This window comes from Bacillus sp. ISL-77 (genome assembly GCF_018613105.1).
In genome coordinates this window covers 1-24177 of record NZ_JAGGQY010000064.1, presented here as the reverse complement: position 1 = coordinate 24177, position 24177 = coordinate 1, and the positions used below count along the sequence as shown (strand labels likewise).

Sequence of the window (24177 nt, the reverse complement as noted above, 5' to 3'; positions counted from 1 at the left end):
GGCTGTGCACATTGTGAGAGGAGACGTCAAAACAATAAGGAGTTGCACCTTCCAATGGATATACATGATGAAGAAAAGTTTTATTGAATGGAAAGATAGGGATAAAGAAATGTTGACAAATGCAACACTCCTCAATCATAATAACTTTAGACTAGTAAATAAGGGGAATAAGAGATGGGTTTTTTAGTAGGTGTTAAAGAGGCGGGGGAAATCCTTGGTTGGGATCGGAGAAAGGTCTCCACCTATCATCTGCGTGGTGTGCTGCCTAAGCCAGTAATCAACTTATCAAGTGGTCCCATTTGGCTTCGGAAACAGATTGAATATTATAAGACTAGTAAAGAGTTGGGTGTAACTACGTATTATATTGATGAAGAAAAAGTATATGAATGCAAACATAATTATCCTATGAAAGAAACAAACTATTCACCTGAAGAAATTAAGGAATGTATGGGGAATTATATTGTTTATCAGGAAAAGGACATCCAACAACTGATAAGTGCCATTCTGGAAAAGAAACCGATTGCTCAGTTCCTTTCTTTTGAATCCATCAGCTATCTACATGATTTGGGTATTTTGGATTCGGATGTTTTCCATGATTACATCCACAAATACTCAAATGAATACATAGGGACGACTAGGGAAGGACGGGATTAAGAATCATGTTAAATACCTTGCAAAATAATTTTTTGAAAATTACGAAAACGATTTTTCCAGATCATCCTCAACTCTTTGACGAGTGGACCGATGATATCGGTCATCTTATGGCAAGTCAAGTGGATTATCAGCCTTGCCAATCCTTAAAGGCGTTTTTCGTGATCATAGATCGTTTAGCAAAAGATCATGAATTGAAATTTGAGAGTATGGAAAATTGGGTCCAAGATTATAAAGATGAGATAAGAAATTTTGTCCTACCATACATTCGGATCGTTGGGGAAGATAGTGCCCCCTATTCCTTAAAGTCTAGCAATAGACAAGTAATAAATTCTTTGTTAAATCAGAATTTTGCAGAGTCCGGTTCAGCTTTATTATTTCATAAATTAAGGGAGACCATCAGTAAAAATGAATTTGACATTGCAAGAGAAATACCCACTGCAAAGATTGCGGAGAAGGCATTAGAAGCGACTGCTCAAGTAAGATCCGAAAATGCTTATCTAAAAATGAAATCCAATGCAGCGATTGAGCAATGGAAAAATCTCACCTCTCAAGCCATAACCTCGATGGATGACTTAACGGCAGACATTTTCGATATCGTTTCGATTCTGTGGATGCAGCAGGCCACTCATAAAGATCAAATGATTCATTTCCACACGGATGACGCCTTGAATCTAAGGAGATTGCAAGGGCGGAGCGAAGAGTCTGACGGCTATCAAACCTCGTATCGCAAAAAAGAACGGGATGATATTATGAAAAGGTTGGCAGCACTGACGACCATTTGGATCAGGATTGAACGAGAAAATTTGAGGTTCATCAATGAGGATCAGGGTAACTTTGATGAAATAGGGCAAGTTCAATTCAATCCCCTGTTTTTGATTGATAGCGTAACCGTTGCCTATCGGGGAGAGAATCCGATTGGTATTTATGAATGCAGCATTCGTCCAGGGGAAATACTTGCGAACTTCTTGTACGGATCCCAAAAAAGCAGTGGTTTTTTAGCATTAAAGACGCTCGAATACCATCCAACAAAGCAAAAGTACCATAAACGGTTATCGCGATACCTATCCTGGCAGTGGAGAATTCGCCAAAAGAGTGCGGATTATCTAAGAGCCTATCATATCGGTGGAGAGAAAGGACTCTTAAAAGTCATGGATTTGGATGTGAACCCGCGATATGGTTCAAGGATCAAGGAACAATTTGAAGAAATATTAGATACACTGCAGCAGGACGGAATCATTAAAGAGTGGAGTTATAAAGAAAAAGACTTAGAACAGCAGATTGAGCAGGAACGAAACTGGTTTGCAAACACCTGGTTGAAGGCCCGTGTTCAAATTATTCCTCCTACTGAAATCACAGGAATTGGTGATGACAGGGATTTATTGATGATTGAAGACTACGACTATGAAACGGTAAATTTTTCGACCATGTTGAAGGGGTTGACGAAATTAGAGGTTGCAGCTTCCATTGAAACAGTCGAAGAAAAGTTGGTGACTCCTGAAAACATCAGTAGGGAAAGAAATGACCGAGGATTAAGTATTTTAGTGGCAGCAAATCAAATAGGTATTTCCCACAGTACCTTATCCCGGTATGAAAGGCACTTAATTAAACGCCCGTATACCGAGAATTTAGAAAAAATGAAGGAATGGCTAAATGCAAAATAAGCATCGAAATTCGGTGCTTATTTTTTTATTTAAAATTGTTCCAAGTGTTTATCATTATAGTGATTTATTCGAATTTTTCCATTCGCTTTAACACTTATAACAATCCCCTTCTCCTTGGATTAAGAATGGTGAAATTTATGGAAAGAAACAATATGGATTTAGTTAAAATACTTTGTAGGTAGAGGGTTTAAAGTCCCATCAAGGCCATCCATAAGGTAGCAATTGGTAGGTTGAATATAAAACGGAGTTTTGCCCTAACTTAAGTTATAAGAACCGCCTTAAGGCGGAACAATAGCGTTAAAATACTGCTGTCATAACAACCTTTTTTTCGGGGGTCTGTAAGACTTTTTTGCTTCCTATTCCCCTTCCCTTCTATTGAAGTTGATAATTTTTTTACTGCATTCTTGGATATCTTCATAATAGAGAAGTATCCTTTTAGAAAAGTTCATTTCTATTGCCATGGCCATACCCCCTGCAAAAAATAGAGGTTGAGTATTAATAAGGATACCCTTCTATGCAAATTAAGTCACTGGGCTTAACTTGGTGCATGTAATTTCACCAATAAATATAAATATAATCCTCCTCTGTGGTGTCTCGGAGCCAACTTCAGTAAGCTCGGACGACTATGCTTTGCCGATCCAGGGTACAAATCCTGTAGTTGATGGATCATTTCCAGAATGCATATTCTTCTCAACCTTTCTTCTTTGCAATTATCTTGCAGCTGTGTACCGTTGAATTAATCTATAATTTCCATTTTTTTTATTTTCATAAAGTTGTAGCTTGGTAGCTTGGATAAATTTATGGAAAAACTCCTTTTCGATTAAAATACCTAATTATTGAAACAATAGCAATTATTAATTAGGAGGAATGTATGCTTAAAGAATTATTATCTATAATGTTAATTTACACTGTTGTATTCTTTTTATTCCTAGGGATAACTTTTCTTTGGGTGCTACGGATTAAAAGGTAATTTCCATTACACATCCCTCTTGTTTTTCTTCTTTGTTTTTAATTGCTTAAATTAATAATTATATTGTTATTAATATTATTGATTTTATATTTATTATTATTGTTATGAATGACATATATATCGTTATCAACATTGATAATATTTTTTTATTATTGTTTTTCAAAATATCATTAATTTATTGTTTTCTGTTGATCTAAATTATTTTTATTTTTAACTGTTATTCTTTGGAAATACCAAAATCAGGAAGAATCTTTAATGTTTATCAAAACCAAATGGATGATAAATAAATGCTAAACAACATGTGGATAAGGACGTAATTTGATTGACCTATTTTCTTTATCCCTGAAATATTAAATAGGAATAGATATTTCATTATTATCATTAACATTAACATATATTATGGTGTTATTATTGATATTGTTGTGTACTTTATTAATGTTTTGTATAACATCATTAATTGATTAGTTGTTTTATAAAAGATCTAATTTGTTGCAATTATTAATTAATATTTTGAAAATACAGAAAACGGGTATAGGGACGATGGTTAAATATTTTGTAACCAATGATGATAAATGAATGCTAACAAATATGTGACAAGGAAGGAATTTGATTGACCTTATTTCTTTATCCCTTGAAATGATAAATGGTAAAAATATAATTCATTATTAGTGTTAAAATAGACATATGTTATATTGTTATTATTGATATTGTTGTGTACTTTATTAATGTTTTGTATAACATCATTAATTGATTAGTTGTTTTATAAAAGATCTAATTTGTTGCAATTATTAATTAATATTTTGAAAATACAGAAAACGGGTATAGGGACGATGGTTAAATATTTTGTAACCAATGATGATAAATAAATGCTAACAAATATGTGACAAGGAAGGAATTTGATTGACCTTATTTCTTTATCCCTTGAAATGATAAATGGTAAAAATATAATTCATTATTAGTGTTAAAATAGACATATGTTATATTGTTAATATTGATATTGTTGAGTATTTTAATAATGTTTTATATAACATCAATTGGTTTGTTGTTTTATAAAAGATCTAATTTGTTGTTATTAATAATTGCCATTTGAAAATACAGAAAACGGGTATAAGGAGGATGCTTAAATATTATTTTGTAACCAATGATGATAAATAAATGCTAACCAATATGTAGATTAAGTAGACCTTTGATTGACCTAATTTCTTTATCCCTTGTAATGTTAGGTGTGTTAAAAAATATATATCATTATTAGTGTTAAGATTAACATATATATTATTGTTATTTTTGTTATCATTGTGTAATTTAATAATGTTTTGTACAACATCATTATTGGCTTTGTTGTTATTTTTTATTGTTACTAGAATATAAGGAAAATGGGTAGAATGACTTTAATCTTTATGTTTATTCTAAAATCGTAGCATTTTTCTATTCCTCTATATAATTCAAAAAACGAAAAACCCTAGTGAATCACTGGGTTTAAAAGGGGCTTTTACATTCACATATCCCAAAAGTCGCTCATTTTCGCTTGTGGATCCACTTTACGTATCGCTTTTAATAGTTTTTTCATGACGTCCTGGCGTGGAATGTAGTCTTTATCACTACATGCTTTAGTAACTGTATTTTTACTAACGTTAGCATCCTTAGCGAGATCTTGTTGTTCTAATCCTTTTTGATCTATCCACTTCCCCAGCTGACTCCGTGGTTTGCCTATACCCCACATTTTTTATTACTCCCTTCTAATTCTTCTTATTCCCCAGTCTTGACTCTTAATCCCAAAAATATTCGATTGATTCCAAAAAAGTTGGGAATAATGGACAAGCTATGGCACATACCTTGTACTAAGGACGTCAAGAGACGTCATAAAAGGGGGTATTTAGATGATCACTAATGAATTGAAAATATTTAGGGATATGGAAATCGAATGGATTATTAATAGGAATGAATGTTATGGATGTTCAATTAATTACAAGTACCCGTACCCTAAAAATGAAAAGGTGGCGTTTTCTTATGGTATATAGACCTACCATTCGTTATGATGAAGTATTCAGAACCCATGTGGATGCCCTCTTTCATGCTACTCATTTAGATCGGAATCAGATTATAAGGGCAGCTCTTTTTACGGCTGTCCATTCAAAAGAGTTTCATAAGTTATTAAAGCCCTATCAAAGGCGTGACGTCCCTCTACCTCCTCCTCTATGGTCGCTAGAACAGAACAGTTTATGGCTACAGCAGTCCCCTAAAGTAAACACTGGAGGGAAGGACGTCAATGAAGAGCAGACAAAAGCAGGAGAAATAATCAAGGATAATGAAAACACTATGAAACTAGTTCTCGAAAGTGAAAAAAAACGGAATATCCGATTCGAACAGGCTAAGATTCCTTCCGAACCAATTAAGATTACAGGCGGATTGGTTTTTACACTGGATTAGAATAAAGGGAGAGTATAAGTTACTTAATTCAAAGAGAATCGGTGGATTAACGATGGGCCTTAAAGGAATTTTGCTTATTACGGGTACTTGCTAACTTAGAAATCCTTTTTAAAAGGAAGCCTGGTTATTGTTTGATGATGTACAATTTTTTATATTGTAAGCTCTGGCTTTATTTTGAGTTTTTTCTACAATTAAGGTTCTCGTTTGATGGTTTCCCACCTGATATCGTTTCTAAAGGGCCGATTTCAGGTGAGAAAGAATACTTTTCTGTATTTTATCTGAATTCCCCTGTTCTTTTATCTGGTTGATGAAGTCTAAATAAAGGATCGTCAACAAATCCTCAATTGTTACATGCTGGTCGTTCAGATAAGGGGTGAGGTCATGTAAAAAGATCTCTCCTCTTAATATTTCAGATTCCTTCATTTGAATTGTGATATAAGCTTTCTTCTCTTTTTCTGATTCCTCCTCGTTGATCTCCTCTTCAATTGATTCAAATGAAAAAACATTTTTTGTCAAAGCCTTCATAACTCGTTTTTCTACTTTCTTTTCTCCTAAATATCGTGCTTTTCCTGACACCAGGAACCCTGCAACCTGCTTATTTATATTACCTTTTTTGATCTGGGTAAGGAAATCCTTATAAAGCAGATGAATCAGGACGGCTAAATCAAATCCTCGAGGCACATCATCAAATACATCGAACATGTCGTCGATAAACACTTCCCCTCTTATATAATCGTAGTAACCGGTGACAATGGTTAGGTACTTTCGGTTTCCTAGCATATAGTCCAAAAAGCCTTTTGGAGAAGAGAGGCCTTGTAATTTTTTTTGAAGGAGATTCAACTTACTGTAGGATTTCTTCAAGAGAACCACCCTTTTCAATCCAATTCAAGACGCTGGCCATTATAATGAAAACGACCTTACGTTCTGATAATTGTTTTTGAATGGCCAGTCCATACGGACCACCAATTCCGTTGTAACTATTTTCTTTCAGCATGGTATGCATGTAGGTTTTGGTATCTTTATAATCCTGAACCCAGTCCACTATATCGATATGATCTAACCCGAACTGTAAGAGAGTAGTATTAAATGCTGTTTGGGTTAAAGGTTGTCCCTTTTTAGTTTGAAAAAATCTCTCCATTTGCTTACAGAGGGTGCGCAATTTCATCTGCATGATAGGTGTAACCGGGAACTTGATATTGTGGCATTTGTCCGACCGAGTTTGTCGTCTTTTCTTAGGGAAACTTGTTAGTTCCTCTTTTTTTGAAATAATTTTTTTTGAATGAGCGTTTTGAAACATTGGGTTTAAGCTCTCCACTTTCCTTCTCCCCCTCTTACTTTCTCAATCTAGCTCATGGTCACTTTTCCACTTTTCCGTGTTTTATTAGATATATAGTGAGGGAAGGTGAATTATAGAACTCTTTTGTATATTTTTTTAGAATAAGGGAATACTGGCTACTACGAATCTCTAGAAAGGAAGGATGAACATGTCCAATAAAAAGAAGGATAAAAGTGTATCAAAGCAGTTAAAAAAAGCAGTCAAAGATGCAAAAAAGGCGGGCGTGAAACTGGTTAAAGTGGAAGTGCGATAAGGAATTCAAAGATTTGAGATAAACACAGGGAAAACATCTGCTAAAAAGAGGATTATTGCCCTATTCTTGATTAATTATAGAGTTGAAAAAAAGATTAGATTTGAAGAGGTTGTTTAATAATTAAATAGATTAGTTTAGAAACATCTATCTTATGTCTCCTTTTCCTCATTTTCGGTTTTATTAAATATATTAGAAGGAGTTAAACCTTTGGTTCAAGTTACAAGTGAATGTTTCAAACGTCTATTATATCGGTGTTTGGTTAAAATGACGTCATAGAATTCTCCTTCCATTCTTAACAATTTAAAGAGCAGAGGTATACAAAATAAAGAGAGAATAGGCCTTTTTTGAAAATATAAACTCTTTTTATCAGGGTTAATATTAAGACCTAAAAAGACTTTTTTCTGGTTATTGTTATCCCCTGACTTTTGAGCTTATCTTTGAGGTATCCGATTTTTCAAAAGCTGTTAGTGCAAGTGAATCCATCATGTTTAGAAAATTTTTATAGCTTTTCATGGAAAGACGTCAGTTTGTCGGATTAGGACATCCTGCATACATCTCCAATTCAAGGTAATCGGATCTTTTAATTTTAAAAAACAACAGAATTATTCACATGGAATAAATAAGCTGCTTACATTTTCCGGATTCCTTCAATAAATTGTTTTTATCACAATGATTTTCACCGTTTGCCCAGGATACTAAGGTTTTTTTAGGAAATCCGTTATTCGTAATACATTACTGTAATTTTTTATATGAAATTTTATATTTGGACTTTTAAGATCAATATTGTTCGAAGTATACAATTTGTAAACATTAAAAATAAACCTGTAGATAGAGATTGATAGTGTCATTAATGATAATATATAACAATTTTATATTTATTATTATTGTTATAATTAACATATATTTTGTTGTCGTTATCAACATGGTTTTTTTTATTGTTCTTATTTATAAAATTTCCCTTTAGATTAGTTTGGCTTCAAATTTCAATAATCCCAACCTCTAAATCATTTAATTTAACGCGGTTAATTATGTGCCTTTATAGTTCTTTTACAGGAAATCTTAATCCACTAACTCCTTTGTTTGTGAAACAGAAAAAGGCTGCGCACCACTATTTAATTTTTTATTATGTCTTCAAAATCTTTAAGTTATGAAAAAACTTATTTAAGGTTTTGCCTGACGCATAGGGTTTATACCTATCTAATTCTCTCTAAAACGGTAATTTATTGATATGAAATTAAAAACTCCCCAGCAATGCTGGAGAGTTAACAAACTTACTCTTCTTTTTTGGATAAACAGCGATCACATTCAATCAAATAACTTTCTGCTTGCTCTTGCATATGCTGCCTGCATTCAGGACATTCCTTTTTTTGCAAATTGCGGAAAAATTCAACCGGACTAACTAACATTTAAATCTCCTCCTTTATTAATACAGTTAGTTTTTATTTCTCTTGTTATAATACAGTATAAATGAAAAATGGAAAAATGAGTAGACCTTTTTTAAAAAAATATGCACAATTTTTAAAAATAAGATTTTTTAATTCCTAATTTTACAATTTTCTTTTTTGGATGTTAATTGTTTTAGGCTTATCCCCTTATTCTCCCCCGGTATCAATTTGCTCCACTTCCACATATAAATCTGGATCCATAGAAAATGAGGACAAAACCTTCTTTCTTTTATTTGCAATGTTTCTTTCCAGAAGTTATATCTCAGAAATAATGATTATCTTAACCATTAACAGCACCAACATTATTATTTTTATTGTCATTAATAACATATGTTTTGATAATGGTTTTAATATGAATGTAAATGTGTTTTTTATCAGTCGTGACATCTTTATTTTTATTTGACTGTTTTAGTTATACTTAATAATTGAGTAATTTGTTACCAAACTTTTTCTAGAGGGACATATTAAATAAATTCAATTTAATTATTAAGGGTGGGCAACAGAAAAAAGTGGCTTTGCTCGGAAATTTGAAAAATGAATGTGTAATCCACTTTCATCTAATTGGCTAATTTAATATTTATAATTTCTATGTTATCCGAAACGATCTTTTAACATAATGATCCTAGGTTAAAATTTCACTACATCGGGGGAATGAAGATTTTAAAGAGGAATATAAAACAATATTAACATATAAAAAAACATATAAATTAACATATATATTAATGTTAATTTATATGTTCAGAACTGACTAACCATAGTAATCGATTCGTTGCTGCGATTTGTAACGATCCATGAATATTAGTTTCATCTGTTCACTATGAATGGTTGTTTGATGGTGCCGAATTTGATTCATGTTAATATCGAGGAGGTTGATGACCCACTAGTTTTCGCAAGGAAAGTTAGAACAGAATATGCACTAATAGAGTTCTTTAGTTGGATAACAGGTGGTGTGCAAACTGGTTAATACGGAGTTCGAAATGAAGCTAACCATTTAATAAGCATTAAATATGTTAAATTATATGTTAATACATGTTATAACATATAAAACAATTTTAACACTATTGTTCATTTGACCTTTTTCTAAAAACTTTAAAGAGATAATCTAAGTTAATAACTCATACCTTTATTGAAACTGTATGAAGTTATTTTTCCTCAATAAGTCCTTACTCAATTTTCTTATTTCTTTGATAATCAGTTAAAATTCTCCCCTTTTTCTCCCTTTGCAGCTATTTTATCAACTTCCGATGATTAGTCTGAATTCATTTAAAATGAGGCAAACGAAATAAAAAGGGTGTATATGATAGAACTAACCAAGCCCAGTAAATTTAACGAATTATTTACGATAAAACTTTAAAATATAATTCAATATATATCTTAAAATACATATATATATATTTCAGTAGGTAATAACGCTAAGGATGTTCTTTAATAGAGAAAAGAAAAAGCAACTGATTTATTCACATGAAATAAATTAGTTTCTTACATTATTTACCTATTTTCGGCTTCCTTCTTTTTATTGATTTGTTATCCTATTCATCTTCAACTTTTCATCAACACTTGGAGAATACTTACATTGGTTAAATAAGTGTGGTATTGGTTTAGCTCAAACCGATCTTCATGAATACACCGGTTTATGTTCTAAGATCACTATTTTACCCCTTTTTATAACTTCTATATATATGATTACCAAGCTATTAATCTTTTATTCATAAATTAATTTAACCTTTTTTTCTTCAATTTTAAATGCCTAGGAAACCATAGTCTTTTTGGTGGGGCTTTATTCGTATTATAATTTTATTTTCGAATTTTTGTGGTTCGATGGATACCTTTGTAATTAAAAATTAGATTATCGAAATTGCGACTTTCTTCATTATGATTACTTTTGACAGAAGTAAATATTCAAAAGATCATTTATTGATAAATTATAATGATTATTGTTATTTTTAACATATATTTTATTGTTATTATTAATATTATTTTATTATGTATTATTATTATACTAATGATTCCATAAGCGTTATAAAAGTTAATATATCACTATGTTTTGTCACTATAGATATAAGGAATATATTGTTCAGGAACTAAATCTAACTACCGTGTGACTGCTAGAATAAAGTGAACAGTTTACGCCAAATAAATATGAACACTTATTTACTAGAATACCTATTGCCTTTATCATAGATTATTAGCTTCTAAGATAAAGGCAGGAGGATTTGGAAGGTGGATAAGTTTGAAATGTACATACAGATTAGAGGGATGGTTGGTCAGGGATACAGCGTTTCAGCTATCTCAAGAAAGTTAAAGATATCAAGAAATACAGTGTATAAGTACCTTGAGAAGTCACCAGATGAAATGGCAGAATGGACAGCATCAACCATGATCAGAACGAAGAAATTGGATATACATAAAGAGTTGATCTTGAATTGGTTAAGAGAATACCCGGACATCAGCACAGGTTAATGATTGGCTGAGAGAGAAATTCCCTGCCTTCAAAGTTGGTGAAAGTACCGTACGGAATTATGTGAAGGAACTTCGAGAGGAGTTTTCTATCCCTAAAGAGGCCCAGAAACGAAACTATGAGGCAATACCTGATCCTCCTATGGGTGAACAAATACAGGCTGACTTTGGCTTTGTCACCGTTAGAAATAAAGTTGGAAAGCCGGTCAAACTCATGTTTATCGTATTTGTGCTTGCGCACTCGAGATACAAATATGTTTGGTTTCAGAATCGTCCTTTTACTACCAAGGATGTAGTTGAAGCCCATAAGAAAGCGTTTATTGCTTTTGGTGGAGTCACTAAGGAAATTCTATATGATCAAGATCGTTTGTTGGTAGTCTCCGAAAATGAAGGCGATCTCCTTCTGACTGAGGAATTTCAGCAGTTTGTCAATGAAGTAAAGTTTAAGGTGGTTTTATGCCGAAAGGCAGATCCTGAAAGCAAAGGAAGGGTCGAAAACGCCGTGGGATTCATCAAGAAAAACTTTGTACTACATAGAGTTTTTCACAATATTGATTCCTGGAATGAACAATGCCAGCACTGGTTGAGCAGAACCGGAAACGGTAAAATCCACAATGGGACAAAAAGAAGACCCGCCGATGTGTTTCTCCTGGAAAAGCAACACATGAGGCAGGTTAGCCTATTAAATCATAATAGTAATACTAGTATAACAAGAAGAGTACGGAAGGACAACACGGTATTATTCCTTTCGAACCGTTATACGGTGCCTCTCGGCACTTATCAGAAATACCCGGAAGTTCAAATAATGAGAAATAAAGAAAATAAACTAATCATTTATGTCAAAGAGACAGGAGAAGTATTGGCAAGTCATTCAATCAGCCCTGATAAAGGTCAACTGATTCGTAATACATCCCATCAGCGTGACCGTTCCAAAGGACTTAAGGAATTAATGGAGGCTGTGGGTAGCCACTTTACAAACAGTGAGATGGCCCAGATGTATTTTCAGGAACTACGAAACAGATATCCTAGATATCTCCGTGATCAGTTGAATATCATAAAAAAGTGTATTGATGTTAGTTCTGTCGAAGTTCTTGATGATTCACTTGCGCTTTGTATGGAAAGACAACTGTTTAGAGCTAACGATTTTCAGGATGTTGTCCATCTGTTGAAACGCCAGCGTCAAGTTAACATGAACAGTCCAAGCGCTATCGCTGATTCAAAACCAACATCTGCCGATGTAGAGGAATTGCCGTTACTTAACGCACAAGCTAAGCAGCGTCCATTTGACCACTATGTCGCAATCATGGAGGGAATTAAATGAGACAAATCCAGCAACTTCAGGATGCCCTTGTATCTCTCCGTCTCTCGGAAGTTTCAAAAGAGCTTCCCGCTATTCTGGCAAAAGCCGAGAATGATCAAGTTAGCTATCTTTCTTTCTTAAATACTCTGGTAGAGTACGAACGAAACAAAAGAGATGAAAAGAACATGGAAAAAAGGCTTAAGCTTGCCTCTTTTCCATGTATAACCCCTATGGATGATTTTAAATTAGAGGAACAGGAATCATTGAGCCAAAAGGAATTTAATCAATTGAAGGAACTGGCGTGGGTGGAGCAGCTCTTTAACGTAATCCTATTGGGCCCTCCAGGAGTCGGTAAGACCCACTTGGCAGTAGGACTCGGATTGGAAGCCATCCAGAAAGGCTACAAGGTTTCATTTATATCAATGGGTGAATTGGTCCACACGTTAAAAACTCTAGACATCACGAGGAAATCACAAACTAGGATAAAAAGAATTAAGGACTCTCACCTAGTCATCATTGACGACTTGATGTACGCAGCTATGGATCCGAGAGAAGCCAACCTTTTCTTTCAGCTAGTCAATGATTTATATAACCATTCATCTATCATCCTTACGTCCAACCGATCTCCGAAGGAGTGGACAGAATTGCTTGGGGATGTAGGTGTAGCTACAGCCATATTAGACCGTCTGATTCATCGTGCAGAGATTGTGAGCTTCAATGAAGATAGCCATAGAATGAGAAACAGACAAAGGATTTTTAATGAAGAAAGTGTTCAAAATTAATAAGCAAAATTGTTCATTTCTACTTGACGCTCACATACCGGCGATCATATGTGAAATAAGGAGTATTAGATTAGGTTAATCGTATATGCAATCTCACATTAAAATCATATTCTGATATGAAGAGGCGAATGCCTAAAAGGACACTAAGAATTTAAAAAACTACGAATGTGAAAATGACCAAAACTAACAACCGCAAGCCCCTGCATTCATGTATGGGGTAAGGTTGTTTTTTATTGATTTTTTCAGAACAAACGTTCCTTTAAATTAGCATTAGATAGAATAATTTGGTATAATATGGGTATGAAAAGTCTAATACAATATAAAAGTAATAATAACGTAGTATATTCATGCAAATATCATGTGGTTTGGTGTCCTAAATATAGAAGGAATGTATTGGTGGATGGAGTAGATGAAAGACTTAAATCTATTCTATTAGAGGTGGCAGAAGAAACGAAATCTGAAGTAATCGAAATGGAAATTATGCCAGATCATGTTCATCTACTTGTTGAATGCGATCCGCAATTTGGAATTAATAAACTAATAAGAATGATGAAGGGTAGAAGTTCTCGTTACTTATGCGGTGAATTCCCATGGTTAAAAAGTAGAATTCCTTCTCTATGGACCAATAGCTATTTTGTTTCCACTGTTGCAGGACAACGCTAGATGTTGTAAAACAGTATTGAAAATCAAAAAGGGGTGTAAAACCATGGCAGCAAAAAAAGAAAGAACACCTTCTTTTATCGCAACGATTCGGTTAAGAACGAATGCAAAGGAAGAAAAGCTGCTTTTGTTGTTGTCTGATTGTGGAAGACAGCTTTATAATGCGTGTTTAGGAGAAAGTTTGAAGAGGATAAAGACTATTCAAAACACCGAATTATATAAGGAAACCGTCCGATTATCTAAAACTTCGGAAACAGATATTGAGAAACGTAGAGCTAACTTTAAACATCTTAATGCGACTTTTGGATTTACTGATTATTCGATTCAATCCTTCGGGATTAAAACGAAGAATGCATCGAAGTTTATTGCGGAACATTTAGGGACGCACATCTGTCAAAAACTTTCGACAAGATCCTTTAAGGCTGTTCAAAAATACGCTTTTAAGAAAGCGAAAAAGGTAAGGTTTAAACAAAAAGGTGAATTTGTTTCCTTAGAAGGCAAAAACAACAAAACATTTCTAACTTACTCCAATGGTTATGTTTTTATCGGAAAAACACTTTCGTTAAAATGCCTCATCGACCCCAAAGATCCATGGATGCAGCATGCCTTAAAACATCGAATAAAATACTGTCGAATCATAAAAAAAGAAGTTAAGGGGAAAAATCGTTTTTACGTTCAATTGATTCTTGAAGGATCCCCCTATCATAAATATGAATTAGGTAAGGAAGAGATTGGACTAGATATTGGTCCTTCCACGATTGCGATGGTAGGGGAATCGAAAGCCGTATTAAAGGAATTTTGTGATGAAGTGGTATTAATCGATAAGGAAAAAAGACGAATCAATCGGAAAATGGACCGGCAACGGAGAGCAAATAACCCCAATCATTATCAAAGCAATGGCGTGATGAAAAAAGGTAAAAAGAAGTGGATCAGCTCCAAAAGATACATAAAAACACGTTCAGAACACAGGGAATTGGAACGTAAAATTAAAGAAGTCAGAAAACAGCTCCATGGTCGAGATACCAATCAAATCCTACAACTAGCCTCCTCCATTCAAACAGAGAAACTCTCCTATACAGCTTTTCAAAAAATGTTCGGAAAAAGTATCAGTCGAAAAGCACCAAGTATATTTTTGAAAATGTTAAAACGAAAAGTAGAATCGCAAGGTGGAAGATTCCGAGAGTTTCCTACCTACTCCACAAAGTTATCTCAAACTTGCCATTGTGGTGCCATTAAGAAAAAAAGACTCATGGACCGCTGGCATATTTGTGAATGCGGGGTCGTGGCACAACGTGATTTATATAGTGCATTTTTAGCTAGATATGTAACGAAATCAAATCAAGTGGATCTTCAACAGGCTGAAAAAGAGTGGCTTCAACTTTCCAATGTTTTAAATGAGTGCATCTCCAATTTGGAAAACATGAAATTAAAAAGAAAATTGATATCAACATTTGGTGTATAAATTCCTAAGATTAATAGGTTAAATCTATCGGTGCAGACATACCCCGGAACAGTCAATAAGTTGTGAGTGGCAAGGGAATCCGAGCTCATGTAAATAATCTTGTTTCGATTGTTTGCATTAGAACGACTTCGGCTGTAGAAGCCTTTTAGACCAAAGTGAAGTCCATCTTTTATAGTTAATTATAGATTTTGGAAGAGCCAAGGTTGTTTAAAGGTGGAACCCCCTCCATTTATGGATGGGTGAGTGTCAGACAGATAGAATATAATGATGTCAATGACATTAATGATCCCAGAATGCAATAGGGAAGAGTATGGGCGAGCTAATATTCAGACTATTATTACTGCGTGGTTAACGCAGTATCAGTAGGGACTGTTAATTCAAATATATGTCAGAGATTAAGCTAGGAAACAGCAGTTTCAGTTTCCTGGATTTGTAGCATCATCTTTTGCAAACCATCTCTTGTGATGAAAAATAAGAGAAAAACAAGTTGAAATAAATAGCTAAAAGTATACCCAAACGCTTTTTAATCCCAGCATTTCGATGATGTATGGAAATTTCTAATTCATTAAATGCAGATTTTAGGTCTTTTGGTTATTATGCTCTTTCATTTAGTAAGCAGCTTTTCTGCTTGGTAATGTATTCTCGACAAGAATGTGGTGTTTTTTATATTAATCGAGCACTTTGTCAATGATCGAAGTGAATCCGTGAGGATTCTAACAGAAGATAGTACATAGCCTATTTATATAGGGGCGACGTTTGAATATATATATATATGTTGAAATATATGTCATTAAATATTTCAACATGTAATTCAACATTAACTTCATTAATAATTTAATCACTTTCTAAATAATTTAAAGAGACAATCTAAGTTAATAACTCATACCTTTAATGAAACTCTATGAATTTATGTTTCTTCAATAACTCCGTACTCTTCTAATAATTTCCTGATTCTCTTATTAATTAGTTTAGATTCTCCCTGTTCAGCAATTTTATTAACTTCATGAAAAGTCTGGATTCATTTAGAATGGGCTAAAAAACTTCCTGCTTTTTCTTCGTGGGGTACTTTCCGGAATCTAAATCTCTGGATTCGTATTTAAACGCATATTTATTAAACATTGAGAAATATTACATTCTTTTGGAGATGATTATCGAAATAAAATGGGACGTTATATGATTAGAACTTACTAAGAGTTGTAAAATGCTGATTTATTTACAATAATAACATTAATATATATTTCAACATATATATTAAAATACATATATTTCTTCTGCCGTTCAGGTTATTACGATAAGGATGGATCTTTAATCGAGCAAAAAGCAACTGAATTATTCACATGGAATAAGTTAGCTGCTTACATTTATCTTATTTACTTTTATAGGTTTCTTTCTTTTAGTTGTTTTTTATCCGAATGATTTTCAACTTTTCACTTGAGAATTGTTACATTGGTAAAAAATAAGTAAGATATTGGTTTAGCTTAAATCGATCTTCATGAATAAAATTAGATTGGAGAGGTTTATGTTCTAAAAACGATATTTTTACCCCCTTTTTATATCTTCCTTATCTATATGTTTCCCAATCAATTTAACTTTTATACATACAAATTAATAAAATATTTTATTGAAAAGTACGTTTTTAAAATTTTCATAGTATCCGAAGATTCCTTAGTTATAATACTACGAAGTATGTTACTTTAATGTATTATATCGACAAGACACTTGTAGGACACGGTTGTTTAAAGGGTATACATTAAAATAAACTATCCCTATAGAAAGAAACGCAAAAGATATAGCCAATCCTTTTGAGATATTTTTTATTCTAATTCTCGAACTTTTTTACTTTTTATTGTAAATTATTTACCGGAAACTAATACTAAGGCAATCACTGTCTTATTGATAATAATAAAGAAAATTTATAATTTATAATTAATGTTATTATAAATATATATATTATTGTCAACAACGATATATATTTTATTGTTAATGTCAAAGTATATATCGTTGTTATTATAAATGTTGTTTTAGTATATATTCTTAATGTATATGGTGTATAATTTCGGTACTTTTGAAATATTTTGGGATTTTCAATCTTTTCTTCATTTAAACCTTATATATTGACTCATTAGGTTACCCAGAACAAATAATTTTTAGTGGTTTGTCAAAAAAACAGACTATTTTTTGTAAGCAGGGTAAACATTAGAAAATGAACTAGGAGTGTTAGGATGGAAAATAAAAGAGAGTAGCAAAACACTTAAAACAAATTAAATAGATCAACCTGAAAAATATGAAACATCCAATCAAAGTTTGTTTGATAAATTTGAAAGTGAGAGAAATGTGGATCCTATCCCTATGGAAGACCTAAACGAAGAACAACAAGAAGAAAAGACCCCTCATGATACAAAGGATACTGTCTCGAGTGATAAAAAATATAGTGGCAAGTAATTTTCGTCTATTATAGGCATCTGGAAATCCCTCTATGTAAACCGTCCATAATTTGACGATTTTCTTTTTATTTCCAAAAATCCTATTCCTTCATTTCCGTGCAATTCCATATGGTGAAACCTATGCTTTTCATTTCTTAAGCAATGTGCTGTTCTGTTACAGATTGATCATTCACAGCTATTAGGTCAAATATATCGTTAGTTTTTCCCGCCGTTACTGGAATAATCCCTAATACATAGTGTGTCGTCCGTTAGTACCGCTAAAAGTACACTTGATAGTTCTTTTTTCTCTGCTTTAATTTCTAATTTTTAACTCGCTTTAACTCCAAGAATGCTAATATTCCATTTGAATTGTTATGAGACTTTTATTACTCACTTTTATTTATTGATAATAAAACAATAAAATTAATGTTATTATCTTTTTTGTTGTTTTTGATATTTATAATATATATGATAATGTTATGAATAACATATGTTATCGTTATTATTAGCGTTTTGTTGTTTTTATGATTACACAATGCTTTTAAATCTAAGGTAGCACTTTCGCAACTTGTATTTGGTAAAACCAGGAACGATTGTTTCTAAGCAAAATGTTTGGTACTACAATGTTTCTTTTTGAAGAAAGTTAATTTATTGAGGAAATTGAAACTACTGGATCATTTTATGGTGCCAGTTATTTTTAATTTATGGGAGGAATAAAGGAGTATTTACAAATGCGAGTCATGGATTTTTAGAGTAAAAAAAGCTAGACCTATTTATTTTTGTGAATAGGTCTAGCTTTTTATTGCTATCAATGTGAAAGTTTAGCATAAGAGAAATAGTTTCCGGGAAACGGCTCACTTTTTTAAACCTGAGCTAGGTTAAATGCAATATAAAGGTGATTCGAAAGTTATTTTTTTTCAATAACACCGTACTCTTCTAACAATTTTCTTATTCCCATGTTAATTAGTTTGGATTTATCCCCTTTTTCTCCCCTGGAAGCGATTTTGTCCACTTCCACAGCTAAGTCTGGATCCATATAAAAGGAGGTAAAAACCTTCTTGTTTTTTCTCTTCGTAGGTTTCTTTCCGGAAGCTAAATCTCGGAGATAATCATCGTCTTCATCATTATCAACAACAATGTTTTCGTTTTTATTGTCATTAATAACATATGTTTTATTTATTTCATTAATATCATCATTTTTATTATTGTTATTTTTATTGAAGTTCTTGTTTTCATCAACATTAATAACTTTGTTTTCGTCTTCATCATTATCAACAACAATGTTTTTGTTTTTATTGTCATCAATAACATATGTTTTATCATTTTCCTTGATATCAACATCTTTATTAATGTTATTTTTATTAACGTTTTTGTTTTCATCAACATTAATAACTTTGTTTTCGTTTTCATTGTTATCTACCTTGCTAGTGCCATCTTCATTTGTATCATATGAATTAAAGAACGCTTGGGTAGGATTAGGCTTTTTAATTCGATCCTTGAGGCTGTTTTTGGCTGACACGTTCTTTCAACTCCTCTACAAAGGGATAGTAATATTCTAGGGCGTTTCTTAATTCTGCATTTCCTTCAAAACCTTCGATTGCTAAACGTCTAGTAGAAGCTTTTCTTTTTATGATCGTATTGAATTTCAAACTAGGGTAATCTTCCTCAATAGCTTCTAACATTACTTCATTTTCTTTGGCTCTTGAATCAATTAAAGAGAATAGGATACCTGCTGTTTTTAATGAAGGGTTATAGCGCCCTTTGGCTCCTTCGATAATTTCCAAAAATTTTGGAATGGCATAATAAGCAAACATAGAACCATCAAACATGACTACAGCGAAACTTCCAGCTTCTGAATATGTACTAAGAGGCATTACCGTTTGCTCTGAGAGTGCCGGAGGCGTATCAATAATGATCCAATCATAATCTTCCATTACCGGCTCTAATGCTTTCTGCAAAGCATCCAATCTGAGATGTTTTTCAAACATTTTTCTAGGCAGAGTAGCAAGGAAATCGTTTGAGGGAATCAGATCGAGATTTTCTTTGATTTTGATAATATAAGACCTAGCATCTTCTTCCAATATGGCCTCAAGAACGGTCTTTTCCTCAAACGCATTGCATATGTCATATTCGCCTGTTAGGAAACTAGTTAAATTTCCTTGACCGTCCATGTCAATGGCCAAAACCTTTTCATCTTTACTTAAGAGAAAAGAAGTGATGCCACTGCTAGTCGACTTGGAGCAGCCGCCTTTACTGATTCCAAACGTTATTATTTTTGCTGTCAACACTTTCACCTCTATCAATGTATATTTTGTTATATATTAAATCTTTAACTATTTTAGCATGATTGTACTAATATAAAAAGATGCTATTAACAACATTATATTTTATGTTATTACATAAATTGATAGAGTTTGCAAAACATATGTCAATATATATATTAAAATATGTATTATTAATAAGCCTTAATTATTATCGTCGGTAATATTTAAATAAATATATTCTCTAGATATGTTGATATATATGTCAACTTATACTTTGTTGTATAAATTGTTTTTACTTTTATTGATGAATACAAACAATATTAGCTAAAATATTTTGAGATAGCGAGTTTAAATATTTAATTTGAGGTACATAACAATAAAACCCGGTTGGAGAATGGATACTAAAGAAATGAACTCCCTTATTAGTAATGCCTATGATTTGTATAATAAAATCGAAAATACACAGGATTTATTAATAACATATTCTATTAATATATTTAAAACATATGTCATTATATATATTATTGTATATTGTATCAATGGTAATAATTTTGATTTTATTCATTTAAGATTAATATAGAATACTATTTTAGTCTTTAGAAAGGATTATTTTAATAGTTTCCAATGTATCCATTAATGATTAGAATGGTAATCATTATCACAATTAGGGAGAAACACATATATTCTGAAAATGAATTTAAAGAATATGTTAATTTATATGATGTTAAGTGTTTTAGATATAAATTAAATTTAATTTCGTTGAGGATATAGACATTTCTATATCTAATTATTTTGAGAGATAAATCTAATAAATAAAATACCTATAAATCGTTTTAAAATGATAAGATCGTGAAGAACACCTTCTGTATTCGGGATAAAATAAATATATTAATAATATCTTTAATGTATATGTTAATCCATATGTTATTAAATATTTCATGATATGATTTATCGTTATTTTCATTGAAAATAACATTATATCTGTTAAAGTTTACATCAATATATGCAAGGATTTAAAGTGGATCTCCTATATTTGAGATAAAATAACTATTGGATAATATTTTTTAAAACATATGTTGATATATATATTATAATATAAGATAGTAGTATTTTTAATAATTAATTTATCATATATATTAATACAATGTATAAATGGATTTCCGATTCTATAATTTAGAAATGATTCGAGTAAACAAAATATAAATTAGCAAATACGATTAATATATATGTCATTATATATGTTGAATAATACTTTAGCGTTATTTCTATCAATGAATTCAATTCATAATTCAACTATATATCTAGATACAATTGTTGTTAGTAGATGACGTAGAAAAAACCGAAGACCAAATTCCCGATGGATTGAAAGTGATTGAAGCCCCTTATTTGTGGGATAAAGGGTACTACCGTTTTTATCGAGCACTTTCAAAATTAAAAGTTCACTTTTGGTGCAAATACTAAAATTCCGGCAGCGTTTGTCTTAGTAGCTGCAATCGTTCCGGCAACATGTGTGCCGTATCCATTGTTATCTTACAACTGGAGAGGTCCGAAAGGGGAGCGTGTCCTGTCATTAGTATGTCTTTAGGTGGTCCGGATGATAACCCGGAATTGAAAGCAATGATTAAGGAAGCCATTGACAAGCAAATTGCCGTGGTGGTAGCTGCCGGAAATGAAGGAGATTCTAAGGAAGATAGGCGAGTATTCGTATCCTGGTGCATACAATGAAGTGATAGAGGTTCCTGCAGCCGATTTTTTCCGGAAAACTAGCGAATTTCTCCAATAATAATACGGAAGTTGATGTGATTGCTCCAGGAGTGTGCGTTTGACATCCATCTCATGGGCTCGTGCAAAAATTCAAAATGAATACAAATTATTCCTAGCTGACATAGAGGTAAGATGTCGAAGAAGAACATTAGCGGAAGATGAAAAGGAATCCCAATTGTTAGATAAGCCTTCTTATGGAACTATTAATGTTTTTGCAGATGAAACTAGTAAAACAGAACAATTCGTTATAATAGCAGGTATTTGGTTTTTAAGCGAAAAATTAGCATCAAAAGTTTAAAGAGATTTTATAAAATGCTCAAGTAGCAAAAATGAACAAGGGATAAAATTACCGGAAGAATTCTACTTTAAGAATTTAAATAATCGGAACAACCAAGAGTTAGAACTCTACAAAGAATTTTTTAATCTTTATTGTCCGAAATGGAAAAATGATTAGTTTTAAGGCAGTTGCAGTTAATAAAAGTAAAATCACCAGGATTTCTATTTCTGATTTGGTAACTAAACTTTATTATCAGTTTATCAGATTAGGCGTAAACCATGAGATAAACTCCAACAGAATTCAATTACCTAAAAAGATTAGTATAACTAAAGATGAGGAAGGGGAAAGCGCATTAATCCTTGAAACATTAAAGCAAGGATTGGAAGATAATTTTATGATTCATTATGAAGATAATTTAGTAATGGATCAGTTAATTTCGATGCCTTCTCACGAACATTTATTTTTAAGTTTGCTGATTTGTTTGTAGCTGCACTAAATAGAAAATACAACAATCCAGGAAACAACAATAAAGATAAATTGGCTGAAAATATTCTAGAACCGATACAGGTAAACGAGATAAAGTTTTCGGCAACACAAGTCGAATCAGATGCTGAATAGGTAACAGAAGAAATTGACCATTCAGTTTTATTTGTTTTCGATTAAAAAGCCTGTGTTTCATAAAAGGGGAAGCAAGGATAAAAAAGAAAAGGAAAAAGGATAAATTAGAATTATTCGAATTTATTTTTGAATGTATTGAACCATTGTTTTTATTGGTGAGGTTTATTATTAGATTATAGTTAAAATAAATCATTTATAAGCTATTCCAATTAAGAAACCCGAGGACTTTTAGTAAAAGGATGAGGAAGGAGAATATACGTGGAAGTAAATTACAACTTAACTGAAGAAGATTACATAAATTTCAATATGTTTCACATTAAAAATTCTCAATCCACTATGCGGTCGTTAAAAATTCAAAGATTTTCTATACCCATTATCTATATCATTTTATCTTTTGTACTTTCCAATATTGGAGACATTCCATTCCTATTTTTGTTTATCCCTTTTTTAATTGTGAGTATTATATGGGTTATTTTTTATCCAAAATATTTTTACAAAAGAGTTATTCACCGTATCAAGAAAATGATTAATGAAGGTAAAAATGATGGTTTAATAGGTGAGCATAATATAATTATGACAGAAGAAGGTATAGTCGATTCTACTCCTACTGGCGAAACTAAAGTAAACTGGTCAGGAATTAACAATCTAAAGGAAGATCAGGAATATCTTTACGTTTACAACACATCAATAAGTGCATATATTCTCCCAAAGAGAGATTTAAAGAATGTTGAACAAATTCGTGATTATCTTATATCAAGGATTCCTCAGTGAGTAATGAACATGATGCTGGGTTTAAACTAGGTGTACCTTTCGGTGCATCTTTTTTGCTTATTTTTTATTATGAACTAATTCTATAAATGTAAATTATTTACCAATGAACCAACCGTGATTGTATCGTACAATTATCTTGAGGTGGTCTAAATGTTTTTTTCACCAATGCTATTACAAAAAACAAATGAACCGTTTAATGATGTTTCATATATTACGGAATTAAAGGTATCTCCATAAATGTTCATATACATTATTAAAAAATATATCCATATGCTTATATACCATACGTTTATATCTAATTTATTGCGTGTACATAATCATTTAACTGTACATAAATAAAGAATTAACGGATATTTTTGTACAGAAATTTCTCAATGATAATAAATAATTCGGATTAGTGGACCCATTCCGCCCGGGACCAAAGCCACCAAACTTCGAAGTTTAAAAACTGCATATAGGTAATCTATGGTAAATTATATATAGATTGTGAAGAATTGTACTTACACTAACGTGGCAGGTTACTTTAAGAATGATTATAATTGAATAAAGAACTTAACTCAGAGGTGTTGCTGTTTCTTAATTAAGGAGGTATATGATGAAGTTTTTTATAAAGTTAAATATTATTAGTGCTTTATACGCTATAGCGTTGTTTA

Annotated in this window: 17 protein-coding genes and 3 pseudogenes; 13 read left to right on the top strand and 7 right to left on the bottom strand. The window is 32.1% G+C overall.

The window, feature by feature from the left end:
* Positions 1 to 174 precede the first annotated feature (174 nt).
* On the top strand, positions 175 to 654 hold the full coding sequence (locus J7E77_RS24075) for a hypothetical protein (protein ID WP_214717365.1): 480 nt from the start codon (positions 175 to 177) through the stop codon (positions 652 to 654).
* 5 nt (positions 655 to 659) lie between these two features.
* Entirely contained in the window at positions 660 to 2315 is a 1656-nt protein-coding gene (locus J7E77_RS24070) for a helix-turn-helix domain-containing protein (RefSeq protein ID WP_214717364.1), read from the top strand.
* A gap of 2465 nt (positions 2316 to 4780) precedes the next feature.
* Here the strand turns inward: J7E77_RS24070 and J7E77_RS24065 are convergent.
* The gene (locus J7E77_RS24065) at positions 4781 to 5005 is read right to left on the bottom strand and encodes a helix-turn-helix domain-containing protein (RefSeq protein ID WP_214717362.1); all 225 of its coding nucleotides are present in this window, start codon (positions 5003 to 5005) and stop codon (positions 4781 to 4783) included.
* 287 nt (positions 5006 to 5292) lie between these two features.
* Here J7E77_RS24065 and J7E77_RS24060 point away from each other — a divergent pair, with 287 nt between their 5' ends.
* A complete protein-coding gene (locus tag J7E77_RS24060; RefSeq protein ID WP_214717360.1) occupies positions 5293 to 5712 on the top strand; it encodes a hypothetical protein in 420 nt (139 codons plus the stop codon).
* A gap of 231 nt (positions 5713 to 5943) precedes the next feature.
* On the opposite strand, the gene J7E77_RS24055 is transcribed toward J7E77_RS24060, so the two are convergent.
* The 3 genes from J7E77_RS24055 to yhfH all read right to left on the bottom strand — a co-directional run bounded on the left by J7E77_RS24055 (position 5944) and on the right by yhfH (position 8707).
* A complete protein-coding gene (locus J7E77_RS24055) occupies positions 5944 to 6573 on the bottom strand; it encodes a hypothetical protein (protein ID WP_214717358.1) in 630 nt (209 codons plus the stop codon).
* Positions 6554 to 7027 carry a hypothetical protein gene (locus J7E77_RS24050; protein WP_214717356.1) on the bottom strand — a complete coding sequence of 158 codons (474 nt, stop codon included), beginning with the start codon at positions 7025 to 7027 and terminating at the stop codon, positions 6554 to 6556. The genes J7E77_RS24055 and J7E77_RS24050 overlap by 20 nt, the downstream gene beginning before the upstream one ends.
* Before the next feature lie 1545 nt (positions 7028 to 8572).
* Positions 8573 to 8707 carry a protein YhfH gene (gene yhfH / locus J7E77_RS24045; protein ID WP_214717354.1) on the bottom strand — a complete coding sequence of 45 codons (135 nt, stop codon included), beginning with the start codon at positions 8705 to 8707 and terminating at the stop codon, positions 8573 to 8575.
* 834 nt (positions 8708 to 9541) lie between these two features.
* On the opposite strand from yhfH, the pseudogene J7E77_RS24040 reads away from it, so the two are divergent.
* The 6 genes and pseudogenes from J7E77_RS24040 to J7E77_RS24020 all read left to right on the top strand — a co-directional run.
* Positions 9542 to 9710: pseudogene (locus J7E77_RS24040) on the top strand (DUF1259 domain-containing protein); the annotation flags it as partial.
* A 1256-nt stretch (positions 9711 to 10966) separates the two neighbouring features.
* On the top strand, positions 10967 to 11206 hold the full coding sequence (locus tag J7E77_RS30890; protein ID WP_308160758.1) for a helix-turn-helix domain-containing protein: 240 nt from the start codon (positions 10967 to 10969) through the stop codon (positions 11204 to 11206).
* Positions 11207 to 11267: 61 nt separating this feature from the next.
* On the top strand, positions 11268 to 12524 hold the full coding sequence (locus tag J7E77_RS24035; protein WP_308160757.1) for a DDE-type integrase/transposase/recombinase: 1257 nt from the start codon (positions 11268 to 11270) through the stop codon (positions 12522 to 12524).
* On the top strand, positions 12521 to 13285 hold the full coding sequence (gene istB, locus J7E77_RS24030; RefSeq protein WP_214717353.1) for an IS21-like element helper ATPase IstB: 765 nt from the start codon (positions 12521 to 12523) through the stop codon (positions 13283 to 13285). The genes J7E77_RS24035 and istB overlap by 4 nt, the downstream gene beginning before the upstream one ends.
* A 300-nt stretch (positions 13286 to 13585) precedes the next feature.
* Positions 13586 to 13987, top strand: a pseudogene (gene tnpA / locus J7E77_RS24025) (IS200/IS605 family transposase).
* 4 nt (positions 13988 to 13991) lie between these two features.
* Complete coding sequence (locus J7E77_RS24020; protein ID WP_214717351.1) at positions 13992 to 15407, top strand: zinc ribbon domain-containing protein; 1416 nt, start codon at positions 13992 to 13994, stop codon at positions 15405 to 15407.
* Positions 15408 to 18737: 3330 nt separating this feature from the next.
* Here J7E77_RS24020 and J7E77_RS24015 read toward each other — a convergent pair.
* The 3 genes and pseudogenes from J7E77_RS24015 to J7E77_RS30885 all read right to left on the bottom strand — a co-directional run.
* Positions 18738 to 19349 carry a hypothetical protein gene (locus J7E77_RS24015; protein ID WP_214717350.1) on the bottom strand — a complete coding sequence of 204 codons (612 nt, stop codon included), beginning with the start codon at positions 19347 to 19349 and terminating at the stop codon, positions 18738 to 18740.
* Entirely contained in the window at positions 19315 to 20115 is an 801-nt protein-coding gene (locus J7E77_RS24010) for a ParA family protein (RefSeq protein WP_214717349.1), read from the bottom strand. Before J7E77_RS24010 ends, J7E77_RS24015 begins: the two co-directional genes overlap by 35 nt.
* Before the next feature lie 1372 nt (positions 20116 to 21487).
* A pseudogene (locus tag J7E77_RS30885) lies at positions 21488 to 21624 on the bottom strand (S8 family serine peptidase); the annotation flags it as partial.
* Between J7E77_RS30885 and J7E77_RS24005 the strand changes: the two are divergent.
* The 4 genes from J7E77_RS24005 to J7E77_RS31495 all read left to right on the top strand — a co-directional run bounded on the left by J7E77_RS24005 (position 21601) and on the right by J7E77_RS31495 (position 23524).
* Positions 21601 to 21819: a S8 family serine peptidase gene (locus tag J7E77_RS24005; RefSeq protein WP_214717347.1), complete on the top strand. Its 219-nt coding sequence runs from the start codon at positions 21601 to 21603 to the stop codon at positions 21817 to 21819. The pseudogene J7E77_RS30885 and the gene J7E77_RS24005 overlap by 24 nt on opposite strands.
* Before the next feature lie 97 nt (positions 21820 to 21916).
* Positions 21917 to 22156 (top strand): hypothetical protein, encoded by a 240-nt coding sequence (locus tag J7E77_RS24000; protein ID WP_214717345.1) that lies wholly within the window; start codon positions 21917 to 21919, stop codon positions 22154 to 22156.
* A gap of 148 nt (positions 22157 to 22304) precedes the next feature.
* Complete coding sequence (locus J7E77_RS23995) at positions 22305 to 22622, top strand: hypothetical protein (protein WP_214717344.1); 318 nt, start codon at positions 22305 to 22307, stop codon at positions 22620 to 22622.
* A 389-nt stretch (positions 22623 to 23011) separates the two neighbouring features.
* Complete coding sequence (locus J7E77_RS31495; RefSeq protein ID WP_214717343.1) at positions 23012 to 23524, top strand: YcxB family protein; 513 nt, start codon at positions 23012 to 23014, stop codon at positions 23522 to 23524.
* The last annotated feature ends 653 nt before the right edge of the window (positions 23525 to 24177 follow it).

Excerpts from the sequence above, each read along its gene's own strand:
- J7E77_RS23995 (WP_214717344.1), top strand. The coding sequence starts at position 22,305 with ATGATTAGTTTTAAGGCAGTTGCAGTTAATAAAAGTAAAATCACCAGG.
- J7E77_RS24060 (WP_214717360.1), top strand. The coding sequence starts at position 5,293 with ATGGTATATAGACCTACCATTCGTTATGATGAAGTATTCAGAACCCAT.
- J7E77_RS24070 (WP_214717364.1), top strand. The coding sequence starts at position 660 with ATGTTAAATACCTTGCAAAATAATTTTTTGAAAATTACGAAAACGATT.
- J7E77_RS24075 (WP_214717365.1), top strand. The coding sequence starts at position 175 with ATGGGTTTTTTAGTAGGTGTTAAAGAGGCGGGGGAAATCCTTGGTTGG.
- istB (WP_214717353.1), top strand. The coding sequence starts at position 12,521 with ATGAGACAAATCCAGCAACTTCAGGATGCCCTTGTATCTCTCCGTCTC.
- J7E77_RS24065 (WP_214717362.1), bottom strand. The coding sequence starts at position 5,005 with ATGTGGGGTATAGGCAAACCACGGAGTCAGCTGGGGAAGTGGATAGAT.
- J7E77_RS24005 (WP_214717347.1), top strand. The coding sequence starts at position 21,601 with ATGTGTGCCGTATCCATTGTTATCTTACAACTGGAGAGGTCCGAAAGG.
- yhfH (WP_214717354.1), bottom strand. The coding sequence starts at position 8,707 with ATGTTAGTTAGTCCGGTTGAATTTTTCCGCAATTTGCAAAAAAAGGAA.
- J7E77_RS24020 (WP_214717351.1), top strand. The coding sequence starts at position 13,992 with ATGGCAGCAAAAAAAGAAAGAACACCTTCTTTTATCGCAACGATTCGG.